The 13,398-nt window shown below is 73.5% G+C and carries 14 protein-coding genes and 2 pseudogenes; 3 read left to right on the forward strand and 13 right to left on the reverse strand.

What is annotated here, in order from left to right; all coding sequences use genetic code 11:
- From GC722_RS18555 to GC722_RS14485, 13 genes and pseudogenes are all read right to left on the reverse strand, one after another.
- A partial coding sequence (locus GC722_RS18555) for an ABC-F family ATP-binding cassette domain-containing protein (protein ID WP_231747884.1) occupies window positions 1-1,022 on the reverse strand: 1,022 nt, incomplete at its 3' end.
- A 103-nt stretch (window positions 1,023-1,125) separates the two neighbouring features.
- On the reverse strand, window positions 1,126-2,070 hold the full coding sequence (locus tag GC722_RS14435) for a beta-ketoacyl-ACP synthase III (RefSeq protein ID WP_331714872.1): 945 nt from the start codon (window positions 2,068-2,070) through the stop codon (window positions 1,126-1,128).
- A 92-nt stretch (window positions 2,071-2,162) separates the two neighbouring features.
- Complete coding sequence (locus GC722_RS14440) at window positions 2,163-2,579, reverse strand: hypothetical protein (RefSeq protein ID WP_156611341.1); 417 nt, start codon at window positions 2,577-2,579, stop codon at window positions 2,163-2,165.
- Window positions 2,580-2,780: 201 nt separating this feature from the next.
- Window positions 2,781-3,230 (reverse strand): metal-sulfur cluster assembly factor, encoded by a 450-nt coding sequence (locus tag GC722_RS18560; protein WP_156611349.1) that lies wholly within the window; start codon window positions 3,228-3,230, stop codon window positions 2,781-2,783.
- A 1-nt stretch (window position 3,231) separates the two neighbouring features.
- Window positions 3,232-3,693 carry a Fe-S cluster assembly sulfur transfer protein SufU gene (gene sufU, locus GC722_RS14450; RefSeq protein WP_156612039.1) on the reverse strand — a complete coding sequence of 154 codons (462 nt, stop codon included), beginning with the start codon at window positions 3,691-3,693 and terminating at the stop codon, window positions 3,232-3,234.
- Between the two features lie 41 nt (window positions 3,694-3,734).
- Window positions 3,735-5,012: a cysteine desulfurase gene (locus GC722_RS14455; protein ID WP_156611351.1), complete on the reverse strand. Its 1,278-nt coding sequence runs from the start codon at window positions 5,010-5,012 to the stop codon at window positions 3,735-3,737.
- 67 nt (window positions 5,013-5,079) lie between these two features.
- Complete coding sequence (sufC, locus tag GC722_RS14460) at window positions 5,080-5,844, reverse strand: Fe-S cluster assembly ATPase SufC (RefSeq protein ID WP_156611353.1); 765 nt, start codon at window positions 5,842-5,844, stop codon at window positions 5,080-5,082.
- A 41-nt stretch (window positions 5,845-5,885) separates the two neighbouring features.
- Entirely contained in the window at window positions 5,886-7,151 is a 1,266-nt protein-coding gene (gene sufD / locus GC722_RS14465; protein WP_331714873.1) for a Fe-S cluster assembly protein SufD, read from the reverse strand.
- 52 nt (window positions 7,152-7,203) lie between these two features.
- Entirely contained in the window at window positions 7,204-8,652 is a 1,449-nt protein-coding gene (gene sufB, locus GC722_RS14470; RefSeq protein WP_156611355.1) for a Fe-S cluster assembly protein SufB, read from the reverse strand.
- Entirely contained in the window at window positions 8,649-8,936 is a 288-nt protein-coding gene (locus GC722_RS19340) for a helix-turn-helix domain-containing protein (RefSeq protein WP_331715029.1), read from the reverse strand. Before GC722_RS19340 ends, sufB begins: the two co-directional genes overlap by 4 nt.
- A 289-nt stretch (window positions 8,937-9,225) precedes the next feature.
- Window positions 9,226-9,399: pseudogene (locus GC722_RS19345) on the reverse strand (transcriptional regulator); the annotation flags it as partial.
- Window positions 9,400-9,500: 101 nt separating this feature from the next.
- Window positions 9,501-10,259, reverse strand: a complete 759-nt coding sequence (locus GC722_RS14480; protein WP_197430180.1) for a glucosaminidase domain-containing protein — start codon at window positions 10,257-10,259, stop codon at window positions 9,501-9,503.
- An 82-nt stretch (window positions 10,260-10,341) separates the two neighbouring features.
- On the reverse strand, window positions 10,342-11,085 hold the full coding sequence (locus GC722_RS14485) for a peptidoglycan-binding protein (RefSeq protein ID WP_197430181.1): 744 nt from the start codon (window positions 11,083-11,085) through the stop codon (window positions 10,342-10,344).
- Between the two features lie 287 nt (window positions 11,086-11,372).
- Between GC722_RS14485 and GC722_RS17865 the strand changes: the two genes are divergently transcribed.
- From GC722_RS17865 to GC722_RS18565, 3 genes and pseudogenes are all read left to right on the forward strand, one after another.
- The gene (locus GC722_RS17865; protein WP_197430182.1) at window positions 11,373-12,350 is read left to right on the forward strand and encodes a DUF6221 family protein; all 978 of its coding nucleotides are present in this window, start codon (window positions 11,373-11,375) and stop codon (window positions 12,348-12,350) included.
- 9 nt (window positions 12,351-12,359) lie between these two features.
- Window positions 12,360-13,085 (forward strand): ABC transporter ATP-binding protein, encoded by a 726-nt coding sequence (locus tag GC722_RS14495; RefSeq protein WP_408609320.1) that lies wholly within the window; start codon window positions 12,360-12,362, stop codon window positions 13,083-13,085.
- A pseudogene (locus GC722_RS18565) lies at window positions 13,082-13,398 on the forward strand (ABC transporter permease); the annotation flags it as partial. The gene GC722_RS14495 and the pseudogene GC722_RS18565, both read left to right, overlap by 4 nt.

The following is a 13,398-nucleotide window of genomic DNA, read 5'->3' on the forward strand; positions in this document are numbered from 1 at the left end:
AAGATCTCGGTGGAGCCGTAGGTCTTGGACAGGTCGTTGGCCATCAGCGGCGTGCGCCCGCAGGGGGCGGGCTCGGGGAAGCGGATCTTGGCCACCCGGTCCTGCACCCGCTCGCCCTCGATGCCGGCCAGCAGCTTGTTGGCCCGTCGCGCCATGTTCTGCGCGGCCACCGCCTTGGTCGCCTTGGCGCCCATCTTCGCGGCCTGGGTGAGCAGCTGGTCGGCCTTGCGCTCGGCGTTCAGCCGCTCGCGCTTGCGCCGCTTCTCGTCGGTCTCGCGCTGGCTGAGGTAGCGCTTCCAGTCCATCGCGTAGACGTCGAGGGCGGAGCGGTTGGCGTCGAGGTGGAACACCTTGTTGACGCAGGCGGCCAGCAGCCCGGTGTCGTGGCTGATCACGATCAGACCGCCCGGGTAGGACTGCAGGAACGCCCGCAGCCACACGATGGAGTCGGCGTCGAGGTGGTTGGTCGGCTCGTCGAGCAGCAGCGTGTCGGAGCCGGAGAAGAGGATGCGGGCCAGCTCGATGCGTCGCCGCTGCCCGCCGGAGAGGGTCCGCAGCTGCTGGTCGAGCACCCGGTCGGGCAGACCCAGGTTGCTGGCGATCCGGGCCGCCTCGGCCTCGGCGGCGTACCCGCCACCCGCCTGCAACTCGGCCTCGGCGCGGGTGTAGCGGGCCATCGCCTGCTCGCGGACGGCCTCGTCCTCGGCGCCCATCTGCTCCTCGGCCTGGCGCATCCGGCGCAGCGCGGCGTCCAGGCCGCGGGCGGAGAGGATGCGGTCGCGGGCGAGGACGTCGAGGTCGCCGGTGCGGGGGTCCTGCGGCAGGTAGCCCACCTGGCCGCCGGGGGTGACGCTGCCGGCTGCCGGCTGGGCCTCGCCGGCCAGGATCTTGGTCAGCGTGGTCTTGCCGGCCCCGTTCCGTCCGACCAGGCCGACCTTGTCACCGGGCGCGATCTGGAACGAGGCCTCCGACAGCAGCAGGCGTGCACCGGCACGCACTTCGAGGTCGCGGGCGACGAGCATGGCGGATCGAGCTCTCTCAGCTGGAGGGGAAGCGGGGTGAACTGGTCCATCTTCCTCGCTGCGGGGCGGGCGGCCAAATCCCTTTCCCGCGGGCGGGGAGCGGTCAGGGGACGCGGACCACCTGGCCGGCGTAGCTGAGGCCGCCGCCGAAGGCGAACAGCAGCACCGGGGCGCCGCTCGGCAGCGGCTGGCGCTCCAGCAGCTTCGACAGCGCCAGCGGGATCGAGGCGGCCGAGGTGTTGCCCGACTCGGTCACGTCGGTGGCCAGCACCGCCTGCTCGGCGCCCAGCTTGCCGGCGAGCGACTCGATGATGCGCAGGTTCGCCTGGTGCAGCACGATGGCGGCCAGCTCGTCGGGCGCGACCCCGGCGCGGTCGAGCACGGCCCGGGCGATCCGCGGCAGCTCGAAGGTGGTCCAGCGGAAGACCGCCTGGCCGTTCTGGGCGAACTTGTCGCCCTCGGCCCGCTGCACCCGGACGGCGTCGCCCAGCTCGGGCACCGACCCCCACAGCACCGGCGAGACCTGCTGCTGCTCGTCGGCGGTGAGCACGAAGGCGCCGGCACCGTCGGCGGTGAGCACGCAGGTGGTGCGGTCGGTGAAGTCGGTGAAGTCGGTCAGCTTCTCCGAGCCGATCACCAGGGCGGTGGTGGCCGACCCGGCGGCGATGGCGTGCTGGGCCAGGGCCACCGAGTGCGTGAAGCCGGAGCAGGCGGTGTTGACGTCCAGGGTGGCGGGCGCGTGCGTCATGCCGAGGGCGAGCGCCACCCGCGAGGCCATGTTGGGCGAGCGGTCCACGGCGGTGCAGGTGGCGACGACCACCATGTCGACCTCCGAGGCCTGCAGGCCCGCCTTGGCCAGGGCGTCGCGGGCGGCGGCGGTGGCCATCGTGTCGACCGTCTCCTCCGGGCCGGCCCAGCGGCGCTCGCGGATCCCGACCCGGCGGGTGATCCACTCGTCGCTGGTGTCGACCATCTGCTCCAGCTCGCTGTTGGGGACGACCCTGTCGGGCTGGTGGTGGCCGACGGCGACCAGACGAGTTCCGCGCACCGGCCCATGATGCCAGGGGCGGCGGCGAGCGGCTGACGGCGACGGGCTCGCGGACGCCCCGGTGGACCCGGACGCCCGGTCGACCTCGACGCTCAGTGGACCCCGACGCGCAGCGGCAGCCCCGTCCGGCGCCAGCCGCGGACGCCGCCCGTCACCGCCAGGGCGTCCACGCCGCCGTCGCGCAGGTCGCGGGCCACCGCGGCCGCGGTCCGTCCGGTGGAGCTGAGCACGAGCCAGCGCTGCGTGGGGTCCACGTGGACGTCGGCGAGCCGCGGGCCGGCGACGGCGCTGACCCGACCGAGGCCGAGCTCGCCCTCGACGCGGCGGCGGGACGGCGGTCGCAGGTCCAGCACGCCGGCGTAGCCGTGCAGCACCTCCTGGAAGGCCTGCCGCGGGCTGACGGCGCCGGCCGGGGCGACCCGGGCGGGCAGCGGCGCGCCGAGGACCCGCGCCTCCCAGCTGTCGAGGGCGGGGCGGGTGTGGACGGGTGCGGTGACGAGCGTGGTCACGAGGGTTCTCCGGGAGGTGCGGCGCCGGACGGCGCGGGGCTGACGGGACGGGTCAGCCGCGACAGCAGCACCGCGGCGAGCACGCCGGCAGCGTGCTCGTCATCGTGGTGCGGGAGAACATGGCGCCCATCCTGCCCCCGGGGACGCGACGACCGGACGGCGTCTCGCCGTCCGGTCGGTACGTGCTTCCTGCGGGGCGGCTCAGACGTTGTAGCCGATGGCGCGCAGCTGGTCGCGGCCGTCCTCGGTGATCTTGTCCATGCTCCACGGCGGCATCCACACCCAGTTGATCGCCGAGCGGGTGACAAGACCCTCCAGCGCGGTGTGGGTCTGGTCCTCGATGACGTCGGTCAGCGGGCAGGCCGCGCTGGTCAGCGTCATGTCGATGGAGCAGGAGCCGTCGTCGTCGAGGTGGATGCCGTACACCAGGCCGAGGTCGACGACGTTGATGCCCAGCTCGGGGTCGACGACGTCCTTCATCGCCTCGGTGACGTCCTCCAGGCTGGCCCGCGAGGACGGCAGCTCGGTGCCGGTCCCGGGCAGCGTGTCGCGGACCAGGTCCGAGGGGCGCGCAGGCCCGTCGGTCGCGGGCCCCGTGGTGGGGTCGGTGGTGGTGGGGTTGGTGGTGGTGCGGTCGGTGGTCTCGCTCATGTCACTCCTCAGTCGTGCTGGTGGCGGGTGCGTCGGCGTGCTGGCGCGCCCCGGCCTGCAGCACCGCGTCCTTGAACGCGGACCAGCCGAGCAGGGCGCACTTGACGCGGGCGGGGAACTTCGCCACCCCGGCGAAGGCGATGCCGTCCTCCAGGCGGTCCTCGTCCGGCTCCACCAGCCCCTTGCCCTGCATCAGGGTCAGGAACTCGTCGTGCAGGGCCAGGCCGTCGTCGACGCGCCGGTCGATCACCAGGTCGGTCATCACCGAGGTGGAGGCCTGCGAGATCGAGCAGCCCACGCCGTCGTAGGAGACGTCGCGGACGGTGTCGCCGTCCAGGTGGACCCGCAGCGTCACCTCGTCGCCGCAGCTGGGGTTGACGTGGTGCACCTCGGCCTCGTACGGGTCCCGCAGACCGCTGTGGTGCTTGGCGCGGTAGTGGTCGAGGATGATCTCCTGGTACATCTCCTCGACCGCGGGGCTGGCCGCCCCGGTGCTCGGGTTGCTCACGGGGTCCCTCCGAAGAACGTGATGGTGCGGGCGACGCCCTCCACCAGGGCGTCGACCTCGGCCTCGGTCGTGTACAGGTAGAACGAGGCGCGGGTGCTGGACTGGACGCCGAGCCGCTCGTGCAGCGGCCGGGCGCAGTGGTGCCCGCCGCGGACGGCGATGCCGCGGCTGTCCAGCAGCTGGGCCATGTCGTGGGGGTGGACGTCGGGGACGGTGAAGCTGATCGCCCCGCCCCGCTGCACCGCCTCGGTGGGCCCGAGGATGCGCAGCCCGCGGATGGTCTGCAGCCCCTCCAGCGCGTAGCGGGTGATGGCCTGCTCGTGCGCGGCCACCCGCTCCATGCCCAGGTCGGCCAGCCAGTCGGCGGCCACCCCGAGCACGGCACCGCCGGCGATCGGCGGCGTGCCGGCCTCGAAGCGCGCCGGCGGCGGGGCGTAGGTGGACCCGGTCATCCGGACCACCTCGATCATCTCCCCGCCTCCCAGGAACGGCGGCAGCGACTCCAGCAGGTCGTAGCGGCCCCAGAGCACGCCGATGCCGGTGGGGCCGACCATCTTGTGCCCGGTGAAGGCCAGCAGGTCGGCGCCGAGGTCGGCCACCCGGGTGGGCAGCTGGGGAACCCCCTGGCAGCCGTCGACCACCATCACCGCGCCGACCGCGTGGGCCATGGCGGCGACCTCGGCCACCGGGTGCACGGTGCCCAGCACGTTGGAGACCCAGGCGATCGAGACGACCTTGGTGCGCTCGTTGACCAGGCCCTCGCGCCGGGCCGCCTCGAGGTCGAGACGCCCCTCCTCGGTGATGTCGAACCAGCGCAGGGTGGCACCGCTCCGCTCGCAGGCCAGCTGCCAGGGCACGATGTTGGAGTGGTGCTCGGCGACCGAGACCACCACCTCGTCACCCTCCCGCAGCCGCGAGCCCAGCGTGTGGGCGGCCAGGTTCAGCGCCTCGGAGGCGTTCTTGGTGAACACCACCTCCTCGGGCCGGGGAGCACCGATGAAGTCCGCCACCCGTGCCCGGCCGCCCTCGTAGGCGGCGGTCGCCTCGGCCCCCAGCAGGTGCATCGCGCGGGCCACGTTGGCGTTGTGGTCGCGGTAGTGCTCGGTGATCGCGTCGATCACCGCCTGCGGCTTCTGCGAGGTGTTGGCCGAGTCGAGGTAGCGCAGCGGGTGGTCCCCCACCGTGCGCGACAGGATCGGGAACTGCGACCGGACGGCCTCGACGTCGTAGCCGAGCCCGGCCGGAACCTCCCGCTGCTGCGTCGGAGCCGTCATGCCACCCTCCTCCTGCGTGGTCGTGCCTGGATGTCGGTCGTGCTCGTGCCGCCGGGGCGGCCGGCGCTCAGGCGCCGGCGGCCTCGCGGACGTAGCGGTCGTAGCCCTCGGCCTCGAGCCGCTCGGCCAGCTCCGGGCCGCCCTGCTCGGCGACCCGACCCTTGACGAAGACGTGCACGAAGTCGGGCTTGATGTAGCGCAGGATCCGCGTGTAGTGCGTGATCAGCAGCAGGCCGCGGTCGCCCTGGCCGGTGAACCGGTTGACACCGTCGGAGACCACCCGCAGGGCGTCGATGTCGAGCCCGGAGTCGGTCTCGTCCAGGACGGCGAACTTCGGGTTGAGCAGCTCGAGCTGGGCGATCTCGTGGCGCTTCTTCTCACCGCCGGAGAAGCCCTCGTTGACCGAGCGCTGCACGAAGCTGCTGTCGAGCTGGACCTTGTCCAGGGCGGTGGTGACGTCCTTGACCCAGGTGCGGATCTTCGGCGCCTCGCCGTCGATGGCGGTCTTGGCGGTGCGCAGGAAGTTGGCCACCGAGACGCCCGGCACCTCGACCGGGTACTGCATGGCCAGGAACAGGCCGGCGCGGGCCCGCTCGTCGACGGTCATGCCCAGCAGGTCCTCCCCGTCCAGGGTGACCGAGCCGGAGGTGATCTGGTACTTGGGGTGCCCGGCGATCGAGTAGGCCAGGGTGGACTTGCCGGACCCGTTCGGGCCCATGATCGCGTGCGTCTCGCCGCTGCGGATGGTCAGGTCGACCCCGTTGAGGATCGGCTTGGGGCCGGCCTCGGTCTCGACCGAGACGTGCAGGTCCTTGATCTCCAGTGTTGCCATTCGTGGTGCTCCTGTGGTGTGCGTGGTCGGTGGGGCCGCGGTCAGGCGGTGAGGGCCGGCGTGCCGACCGTGACGGCGAGCTCGCGCTCGACGGCGGAGAGCAGCAGCTGCTCCACCTCGGGGATGCCGATCCGGCGGATGATGTCGGCGAAGAAGCCGTGCACCACCAGCCGCCGGGCCTCGGTCTCGTCGATGCCGCGGCTGCGCAGGTAGAACAGCTGCTCGTCGTCGAAACGTCCGGTGGTGGCGGCGTGGCCAGCTCCGGCGATCTCCCCGGTCTCGATCTCCAAATTGGGCACCGAGTCGGCGCGGCAGCCGTCGGTGAGCACCAGGTTCCGGTTCGACTCGTAGGTGTCGATGCCCTCGGCCGCCTTGCGGATCAGCACGTCGCCGATCCAGACCGAGTGGGCGCCGGCGCCCTGCAGCGCGCCGCGGTAGTCCACGTTGGACTCCGAGCGGGGGGTGTTGTGGTCGACGAACAGCCGGTGCTCGATGTGCTGGCCGCTGTCGACGAAGTACAGCCCGAGCAGCTCCGCGCGCCCGCCCACCGAGGCGTAGCTGACGTTGGACTGCAGCCGCACCACGTCGCCGCCGAAGGAGACCGCGATGTGCTGGTAGGACGCGTCCCGGCCCACCCGGGCCTCGTGCTGGCCGGTGTGGATCGCGTCGTCGTCCCAGTCCTGGATGCTGATCACCGTCAGCGAGGCGCCGTCGCCGACGACCACCTCGAGGTTGCCGTTGTGCTCGGCGCTGCCCCGGTGGTGCAGCACCAGCGTGGCGCGCGAGTGCGCCCCCGCCTCGACGACGTAGTGGGCGTTGGCCCGCCGTCCGGCCCCGCGACCGGTCACCCCGATCCGGATGGGCTCGGCGAGCTCCAGCTCGGCGGGCACCACCAGGTGCAGGGCCTCCGACACCTGCGCGGAGGCGATGGCGGCCGGGCGGTCGGCCGGCACCAGCACGGTGCCGCGGGGCGCCTGGCCCGGCGCCAGCACGCCCTGGCGCACGCCCTCGGGCAGCGACAGCTCGTACTCGGCCGCCGGGTCGCCCTCGGCGTCGTCGGTGGGCCGCGGCTCGAACATCGGCTGGATCCGCCTCATCGGCGTGAAGCGCCACACCTCCTCGCGCCCGGTGGGCACGGGGTGGTCCTCGACCTCGAAGGAGCCGCCGGGGTGCAGGTGGCTGGCCACCTTGTCGGAGGTCTCCAGGGCGGCCGCGACGACCGGCTCCACGGGGAGCGCGGCGTCGACGGCCAGGTTCGGGTCGGTCCCGTCGGGGTGACGGTCGGTGCTCGTGTCGGTGGTGGTCACACTCGTCCTTCTCAGCTGGGTGCGGGGTCCTCGGGGCGGGGCGGGCGGCGGGTCAGCCGACCGCGCCCTCCATCTGCAGCTCGATCAGCCGGTTGAGCTCGAGGGCGTACTCCATCGGGAGCTCCTTGGCGATCGGCTCGACGAAGCCGCGCACGATCATCGCCATCGCCTCGTCCTCCTCCATGCCCCGGCTCATCAGGTAGAAGAGCTGGTCGTCGCTCACCTTCGACACGGTGGCCTCGTGGGCCATCGAGACGTCGTCCTCGCGGACGTCGACGTAGGGGTAGGTGTCGGAGCGGGAGATCTGGTCCACCAGCAGGGCGTCGCACTTGACCACCGAGGCGGAGTGCTTGGCGCCCTCCTGCACCTGGACCAGACCGCGGTAGGAGGCGCGGCCACCGCCGCGGGCCACCGACTTGGAGATGATCGAGGAGCTCGTGTGGGGCGCGCAGTGCACCATCTTCGAGCCGGCGTCCTGGTGCTGACCCTCGCCGGCGAAGGCGACCGAGAGGGTCTCGCCCTTGGCGTGGGGGCCCATCAGGTACACGGCCGGGTACTTCATGGTCACCTTGGAGCCGATGTTGCCGTCGACCCACTCCATGGTGGCGCCCTCCTCGCAGGTGGCGCGCTTGGTGACCAGGTTGTACACGTTGGTCGACCAGTTCTGGATGGTGGTGTAGCGGCAGCGGCCGCCCTTCTTGACGACGATCTCGACCACCGCCGAGTGCAGCGAGTCGGAGCTGTAGATCGGGGCGGTGCAGCCCTCGACGTAGTGCACGTAGGCACCCTCGTCGACGATGATCAGCGTCCGCTCGAACTGGCCCATGTTCTCGGTGTTGATCCGGAAGTAGGCCTGCAGCGGGATCTCGACGTGGACGCCCTTGGGCACGTAGATGAACGAGCCACCGGACCAGACGGCCGTGTTCAGCGCGGCGAACTTGTTGTCACCGACGGGGATGACGGTGCCGAAGTACTCCTGGAAGAGCTCGGGGTGCTCCTTCAGCGCGGTGTCGGTGTCGAGGAAGATGACGCCCTGGCGCTCGAGCTCCTCGTTGATCTGGTGGTAGACCACCTCGGACTCGTACTGGGCGGCCACACCGGCCACCAGCCGCGCCTTCTCGGCCTCGGGGATGCCGAGCTTGTCGTAGGTGTTCTTGATGTCCTGCGGCAGGTCGTCCCAGGAGGTCGCCTGCTTCTCGGTGGAGCGGACGAAGTACTTGATGTTGTCGAAGTCGATGTCGTCGAGCTCGGCGCCCCAGGTCGGCATCGGCTTGCGGTCGAAGAGCTTGAGGCCCTTCATCCGCAGGTCGAGCATCCACTGCGGCTCGTCCTTCAGCGTGGAGATCCCCTGCACCACCTCGGGGCTGAGGCCGCGCTGGGCGGTGGCGCCGGCGGTGTCGGTGTCGTGCCATCCCCACTGGTAGCGGGAGAGGGCGTCGATGTGCTCCTCCTGCGTGGGCTGGCTGACGCCGGCTCCGGTCTGCGGCTGGGTCTGGGTCATCGTCGCGCCTCCCTGTTGGGCTGGGTGTCGGGGTCGGTCTCGGTGCGGGGGTCCTCGCGGCCCGGGGCGGGGCCGGGGACCTGGTTGAGGTGGGGCACGTGCGTGGTGCACACGCCGTCCCCGTGGGCGATGGTGGCCAGTCGCTGCACGTGCACCCCCAGCACGCGGGCGAAGGCCTCCGTCTCGACCTCGCAGAGCTCGGGGAACCGCTCGGCCACGTGCGCCACCGGGCAGTGGTGCTGGCAGAGCTGCTCCCCCGCGACGGCCGGCATGGTCGAGGCCACGTAGCCCTGCGCGGACAGCGCCTCGGCCAGCGCGTCGGTGGGGGTACCCGTGCCCGCGGTGCTCGTGCCCGACCCGGCGACCGCCTCGCGGCAGCGTTCCTCGAGCTGGGCGACCCTCCGCTCGGCGAAGGACCGTACAGCAGCAGAACCACCGGTCTCGGCGAGGTATTCCAGGGCCTCGATGGCCAGGTCGTCGTAGGCGTGGTGCAGGTCGGCGCGGCCGGCGNNNNTGCTCGCGGGACTCCACCAGCCCGCGGCCGACCAGCACGTCGAGGTGACGGCGGATCGCGGCCGGGGTCAGGCCCAGCCGCTCGGCCAGGGCAGCGGCCGTCGACGGGCCGTGCTCCAGGATGGAGCCCACGACCCGCTGCCGGGTGGAGGCGTCCGCGTCCGGCGCCCCCGCGAGGGGGGCCTGGCCACGGTTCCCTCGGACGCCGGGAGCGGCGCTGGGGGAGCTTTTCACAACGCCAGCATGCTCTTATTGGGCGACCCACTCAAATAAGGCCGTCCTCACTATGGACGGCCTTACCCGGGCGGGGCGTCGGCGGGGCCGCTGCGCGCCGCTCAGCCCTCCAGCGACCCCCAGGTCGCCGGCCCGACGACACCGTCGACCACGAGGCCGTGCCGGCTCTGGTGGTCGCGCACCGCCGCCGTGGTGGCCGGGCCGAAGATGCCGTCCACGTCCAGGCCGTGGCCTCCCGCGGCGTTCAGCAGGGTCTGCAGGTCGCGGACGGCCGTGCCGGTGTCCCCCTCGCGCAGCGTCGGGCGCGACGGCGCCTCACCGCCGCCGGACCCCAGGTCGTAGCGGTACAGGTCGTACTGCTGCATCAGCCCGATGATCTTGTCCGAGTAGGCGGGGTCGGTGGCGTAGCCGGCGGCGTGCACCTCGCGGATGAACTGGTCGGGGTCGTCGGAGAGGGCGAAGGCCGCGGCGTAGCGCTCCCGGCTGCGCAGGAAGTGGCCGTGGTCGCGGAAGGAGTCGGCGTGGCTGGCGTAGGCCCGGAACTCCGCCACCACCGGGTAGCAGCCGGAGGCGTCGCACTCGGTGGTCTGCTTCTGCACGCAGCCGGTGGCGTAGGGACCGTTGTCGGTGCCGCACTTGATGCCGAAGAAGGCGTTGCCGTCGCGGGTCAGCGTCGACTCGCCCCAGCCCGACTCGAGCGCCGCCTGGGCCAGCGCCACCGAGGTGGGCACGCCGTGCTCACGCTCCCCCGCCTGGGCGTCGTCGGCGTAGCGGGCCAGGAAGTCGGCCGGGGCGAGCGCCCGGGCGGCGGGGGCCGGGGCGGCCAGCAGCCCGCAGGCGAGGGCGGCCGTCGCGAGCACCGCCAGGACCCTCCGCGTCAGCGCCCGTACCGGGCCGCGCGCGGTTTGTGAGCTCGGGGTGCGGGGTTCCGGGGTGTGGGGCTCAGGCATCGAGCACCGCCCAGGTGCGGGGCCCGACGACGCCGTCGACCGTCAGCCCGTTGCGCGCCTGGATGTCGCGCACCGCCGCCGTGGTGGCCGGCCCGAAGACCCCGTCGACGACCAGCCCGTACCCGCCCTTCTGGTTGAGCAGCGTCTGGGCGTCGCGGACGGCCTGGCCGGTGTCGCCCTCGGAGATCGTCGGTCGCGCCGGTGGCTGCGGCGTGCCGCCCAGCTTCTGCACCAGGGCGTCCACCTCCGCACCGGGCGGGCGGTTGAGCTCGAAGTGCATCTCGTCCTTGGTGCTGGAGTAGTCACCGCCCCACCGGACCACGCCGTCGCAGTGGCTGAGGATGGCCCGGATCGCGCTGACCTGGGCCGCGGTGAAGGTGCCGGACGCGCCGTAGGGGTGCTGCGGGGCGTTGATGTCGATGGCGGTGCCGGAGGCGTGGTTGGACAGCGAGGTGCCGCCGGTGACCGGGCGGTAGCTGAAACCCCAGCAGCCCGGGTCCACCAGCGGCTCGACGGTGGCGGCGAACTGGCGCGCCACGTAGCCGAGGATCACGTCGGGGGCGCCGTGGGCGACCCCGCTGGGGAAGAGCACGCCGTCGACGGCGAAGTCCCGGTTGCGGGGCAGGTCGCTGGCGGCCGGCCAGCCGTTCTGGGAGGTCTCCTGGACCGCGGCTGCCGCTCGGCCGAGGCCGCCGGCCCCGGCCAGACCGGCGACGGCGACGCCCGCGGTGCGCAAGAGGCTCCGTCGACCGATCCGGCTGGTGGGGGGTCCCGTCCGGGTGGGGTGGACGGGGGTGTGGTGCTCGCACATGCTCGCTCCTGGGGGTGGGGGTTGCTCCTGGGGGTGGGGCGTGCCCGCGCCCGTCCGGGCGCAGGCACCCGTCGCGGCTGACCCGCGGCGGTCGTCCCGCCGGAGCACCGGACGGATCCGGCGACGCACGGCAGCGGCCTGGGGGGGGGTGGTGGGCCCTGGGGGTGGTGGGCACTGGGGGTGGTGGGCACTGGGGGTGGTAGGCACGGGGGGTGACCAGCTGCCTCTACGTCGCCGCCGCCAGCCTAGACGGGTACCTGCTGCCACGGACAGCCCCCGACGGGGACCGGCTGGCCCTCGCACCCGGCGCGGGCGTGGTGCTGATGGGGCCGCGGAGCTGGGTGGCGGCGCTGCGCCGGGACCGCATCACCACCGCCGAGGAGCTCGCGCGGGCCCGTGGCGGGGTGCCGCACGTGGTGGTCGGCGAGCGGCGGGTGTGGGTCCCGCCGGGCGCACCGGTGCGGCAGGTGGGCGGCGACCCCTCGCGGTGGTGGCCGTCGGTGCTCGACGCCGCCGGGGACGGCGAGGTGCGCGTGCTGGCCGGGGACGCCGAGACCACCGACCTGGTCGGCGGCGGCTGGGTCGACCGGACCCGCATCCGGGTGCTGCCGCTCGTGCTGGGAGCGGGCACGCCGGTGCTCCCGGTCCCCTCCGCGGTGCGCGCGGAGCTGCTGGGAGCGACCACCGAGGGCTCGGCGGTGGTCCTGGAGCACCGGCTCCGGGGCGTCGCCAGGTCCGGTCGCGAGGCAGGGCCCTCGGGGTCGCTGGCCGAGTTCCTGCTGGCCCGGGTGGCCGAGGACGAGCGCGCCGCGGTCGAGGCCACCGGGGCCCGGTGGGTGCCGGCGGTGCAGCGCGAACCGGGCGGCGGGTGGACCGACGTGTCGGCGTGGCTGGTCACGGTACCCGACCCGCAGCGCGGCGACGGCCCGGGGACGACGGTGGCCAGCACCGGCTCCGACCGGGACCAGAACCACGTGGTCCGCTGGGACCCGGCCCGCGTGCTGGCCGACTGCGCGGTGCGGCGCCGGCTGGTGCAGCGCTTCGCCGACGTGGAGCCCGAGGTGCTGGCCGAGCTGGCCGAGCCGTGGCGCTCCCACCCCGACCACCGCCCCGAGTGGCGGCCGCAGGGCGGGCAGCCGCCGTCCCCGGGCGCCGCTGCGGCGGATCCGGAGGGCGAGGGCATCGCGTAGGATCGGCCGGTGCCTCCTTCCCGGTCCTCCGTGGTGCTCCGGGCCTCCGACCTCCGTCTCGAGCTCGGTGGGCGGACGGTGCTCGACGGGTTGAGCCTGGAGGCTGGACGGGGCCGCATCACCGCCCTGCTCGGACCCAACGGCGCGGGCAAGACCACGTTCATCCGCTGCTGCACCGGGCTGCTGCGTCCCGACGCCGGCGAGGTGCGGATCGACGGCGAGCCGGTGCGCGCCGCGCTGGCGCGCGGCCGGGTCGGGGTGATGCCGCAGGACAGCGGCGCCTGGTCGGGGATCCGGCCGCTGGAGATGCTGCGCCACCTCGCGGGGCTGCACGCCTCCCCGCTGCCGGTGGACGCGCTGGCCGAGCGGCTCGGGCTGCACGACTTCGCCGGCACCGCCTACCGCCGTCTCAGCGGCGGGCAGAAGCAGGCGGTGAACCTGGCCGGCGCCCTGGTCGGGCGCCCCGAGCTGGTCTTCCTCGACGAGCCCACCGCGGGGATGGACCCGCACACCCGCCGGGCCGTCTGGGAGCTGCTGCGCGAGCTCCGCGCGGCCGGGGTGAGCGTGCTGCTGACCACGCACGCCATGGGCGAGGCCGAGGAGCTCGCCGACCAGGTGCACATCGTCGACGCCGGCCGGGTGCGGCTCAGCGGCACGGTCGCCGAGCTCGCCGGCCAGGGCGACAGCCTGGAGGACGTCTTCCTCCGCCACACCACCGCCAGGATCCGCCCGTGAGCGCCACCCTCGACCTGTCCCCCGCCCCCGGAGCCGCCTCGCCGGCGGCGCGGGTGCTGCGCCACGCCCGCACCGAGTTCGCGCTGCTGGTGCGCAACGGCGAGCAGCTGCTGCTCGCGGTGGCCATCCCGGTCGGCCTGCTGGTGCTGGCCCGGCTGCTGCCGGCGTCCGCGCTGGAGCGGCTCGGCGGCCTGGACGGGGTGGCTCCGTCGGTGCTGGGGCTGGCGGTGTGGTCCACGTCCTTCACCTCCACCGCGATCGCGACCGGGTTCGAGCGCCGTTACGGCGTGCTCGAGCGGCTGGCCAGCACGCC

Source organism: Auraticoccus cholistanensis (assembly GCF_009742705.1).
Lineage (GTDB): Bacteria > Actinomycetota > Actinomycetes > Propionibacteriales > Propionibacteriaceae > Auraticoccus > Auraticoccus cholistanensis.

Coding starts and splice junctions, on each gene's coding strand:
- GC722_RS18560 (WP_156611349.1), bottom strand. CDS start 3,230: ATGAGCGAGACCACCGACCGCACCACCACCAACCCCACCACCACCGAC.
- sufC (WP_156611353.1), bottom strand. CDS start 5,844: ATGGCAACACTGGAGATCAAGGACCTGCACGTCTCGGTCGAGACCGAG.
- sufU (WP_156612039.1), bottom strand. CDS start 3,693: ATGTACCAGGAGATCATCCTCGACCACTACCGCGCCAAGCACCACAGC.
- GC722_RS14455 (WP_156611351.1), bottom strand. CDS start 5,012: ATGACGGCTCCGACGCAGCAGCGGGAGGTTCCGGCCGGGCTCGGCTAC.
- sufB (WP_156611355.1), bottom strand. CDS start 8,652: ATGACCCAGACCCAGCCGCAGACCGGAGCCGGCGTCAGCCAGCCCACG.